The organism is Bifidobacterium sp. POST2/T3 (B1) (assembly GCF_058197115.1).
Genome location: NZ_JBVPQK010000339.1, coordinates 1 through 2818, shown reverse-complemented (window position 1 = coordinate 2818; position 2818 = coordinate 1). Strand labels below are relative to the sequence as shown.

Genomic DNA, 2818 nt, shown 5'->3' with positions numbered 1-2818 from the left:
GGTGTTGAAGAGGAATGCCTGTTGGTTCAGGTAGCCGAAAAGCTCAGGACGCTGATCCTGCAAGGCATCGACCGGTATTCCATTGATCAGGATGCGGCCGCTGGTGGGGCGCAAGTCGCCCAGGAGCAGCTGAAGAACCGTCGTCTTGCCTTCGCCGCTGGGACCGAGCAGGGCCACCCGCTGCCCACCCTCGATTCGCAGGCTGAAGTCGTCCAGCAGCAAGGGGTCATCAGGGCCGTAGGAGAAGCTGACATGGTCGAAGACGATGGACTCGATCGGCCCCTCCAACCTGGTCTGGGCACTTGGCTCAATCCGCCGGGACTCGACCCGCTCGGTCAGATCATTCAGGTGGTCCAGTGAGTCTGTGTAGAGGGGAACCTCAGCCACAGCCTGGGAAACCACGATGAAGCAGTCGACCAGGGGGAAAACCGCCAGGACCACGGCTGCCGCGAAGTCTGCAATGGAGGTGGAGCTGGTCATACGCAGATCCGCCCCAACAATCAAAGCCACCACCATGAGGGCGAAAATCATCTGGATGCCGCAGTTGCGCCAACGTTCGAACCGCTTCTGTTCTCTGCGGCCGGTGGCGATGTCGTTGAAGTCGCCAGACGCCGTATCCACGAAGCGCCGCCGACGGCGGGTGATCACCCAATCCCCCAAGCCCATATAGCTCTCGGTCACTGCAGTGTACTGATCCTGACGTCGTGCCTTCTCCATGTCGTAACGCCCGTCTGAATAAGCCAGCGAGACCAGCGGGACCAGGATCAGGATCAGGGCAAAAAGCAGAAAAAGCAGAAGCGAGGTCAGCCAGGAGAAGACGCCTACGGCGATGGTGACCACCACCCACATCATATAAGCCACGACCGTGGGGAAAATGGTGCGCAGGTAGAAGTTCTCCAGATGGTCCAGGTCGTCCGAAAGCATGCCCAGGACCGTGCCCGTGCGCTCATGCTCGTTCAGGAAGGCCGCGTCCTGCGAAAGGGTGCGGTAGAGCTGAACCCGCAACTTGGAAACCACTCGGAGCACCCAGTCATGGCTCTTGATGCGTTCCAGATACTTGAATGTGGGCCTTCCAATGCCGAAGGCCCTGGTCAGAACCACCGGCACGTATACGGCGAAGATATTGAAGGGATGACGGGCCGACCTGCTGATCAGGAAGCCCGAGGTGAACATGAGTCCAGCCGCGCACACGAAGGTGATGGTTCCCAGGAAGAAGATCAGGGCAAGCAGCCCCTTGTTCTGACGAAGGTATGGCCAGAACCAATGATCCTTGTGCCAGATATGCATATAGCCCGACAGACCGCGGCCGCGGCGGGAGGCCTTCGACGATCCCATGCCGTCTCTTCCGGCGGTTTCAGTCCTGCTGGTAGTCGGCAATCTGGTTCCCTCCCATCTCATCGATCAGCGCATCCAAGGGTCCGCCCTGACCGATCAGCTCATGCGGATCGCCCTGGGCCACAATTCGCCCACGCTCCAGCATGATCACCCAATCCATGTTGGCCAGCCAGTGCAACCGGTGGGTGGCCAGGACGACCAGATGCCCGTCCATAATGGGCAGCAAAGTCTGCTTCAGGTCGTATTCCGTCTCAATGTCCAGGTGGGCTGTGGGCTCGTCAAAGAACAGAATCTCGCGTGAGGGATCCAGGATGCCCCTGGCCAAGGCGATTCGCTGGGCCTGACCGCCGCTGATGCCACGGTTGCCCTCTCCGATTTGGGTGCCCAGACCGTCTGGCAATGTTTTGAGCCAGGCGGTCAGTCCAGCCCGATGGGCTGCACGGACCACGGCGGCATCGTCCGCCTCTTGGTTGTAAAAGCGGATGTTGTCGGCCACAGTGCCGTGGAAGATGAAGGGGTTTTGGGGAATGTAGCTGATGTGCCGCTGCCATGCAGCCACGTTGCAGTGCTCCAGCTGATGACCATCCAGGTCGATGGTGCCTGCCTTGGGCTGGTCAAAACCCGCCAGCAGATTCATCAGCGTAGACTTGCCGGCTCCCGAACGACCGACTATGGCCACCTTGGAAAAACCGTGCAGGTGGAAGTTCAAACCGCTCAAAGCCAGAGGCTGCTCCTCCGAACTCCCGGCGGATCCATTGATCTGCGAATCTGCAGCAGCTTTGGCTCCGGTTCCCTGCGATGCCGTGGAACCGGACTTTACCGAGGACGGCCTCCCATCACCGTCATGAACCTTGGATGCCTTGGGCTTGCGGCTCTTCTTGCTGGTCTTTTGACTTTCGGACTTGGCCATGGCATCCATCTGCGCCCCGGCTGAGGCATTGCTCTCTACCGGCTTGGGACCAGGATAGGCGAAGTCGATTCCTTCCAGGCGCAGGTGGCTGTCTTTCTTCCACCCGGACCAGTCCAGTTCCTCCAAGCGCTTGGGCTCTGGCTGGTCCAGCATATCCGCGATGTCGTCCAAGGCGTTCTTACCGTTCAGCGTGGCGTGGAAGTCGTCTCCGAACTGGCGAATGGGCATGAAGTACTCAGGGGCCAGAATCAGGGCAAGGAGTGCCGGGAACAGTTCCACCTTGGCATTGATCAGGTTGTTGCCCAAGAAGACGGCCATGATGGCGATAGCCAAGGTGGCAAAGAAGTCCAGAGCAAAGGTGGAGGTCATCGCAACCCTGATAACGCTCATGGTCCTCTTGCGGAAGCGGTCCGAGACCGAATAGATCTCGTCCTCGTACTCCTTGTCAATGCCCAGCATCTTCAGGGTTGGCAGGCCCAGGACCGTATCCATGAACCTGGTGTTGAGCTTGCGGAACTGAGCGTACTGCCGACTGGAGCGATCCCTGGCTGCCAGGCCCAGGATGACCATGAA

2 protein-coding genes are annotated in these 2818 nt (G+C 59.5%); both read right to left on the bottom strand.

The window, feature by feature from the left end:
• The coding region (locus tag AC0AP0_RS11295; protein ID WP_490430535.1) for an amino acid ABC transporter ATP-binding/permease protein at positions 1–1335 on the bottom strand (1335 nt) is incomplete at its 3' end.
• 19 nt (positions 1336–1354) lie between these two features.
• Positions 1355–2818: ABC transporter ATP-binding protein/permease (locus AC0AP0_RS11290; RefSeq protein ID WP_490430534.1), on the bottom strand; the 1464-nt coding region annotated here is incomplete at its 5' end.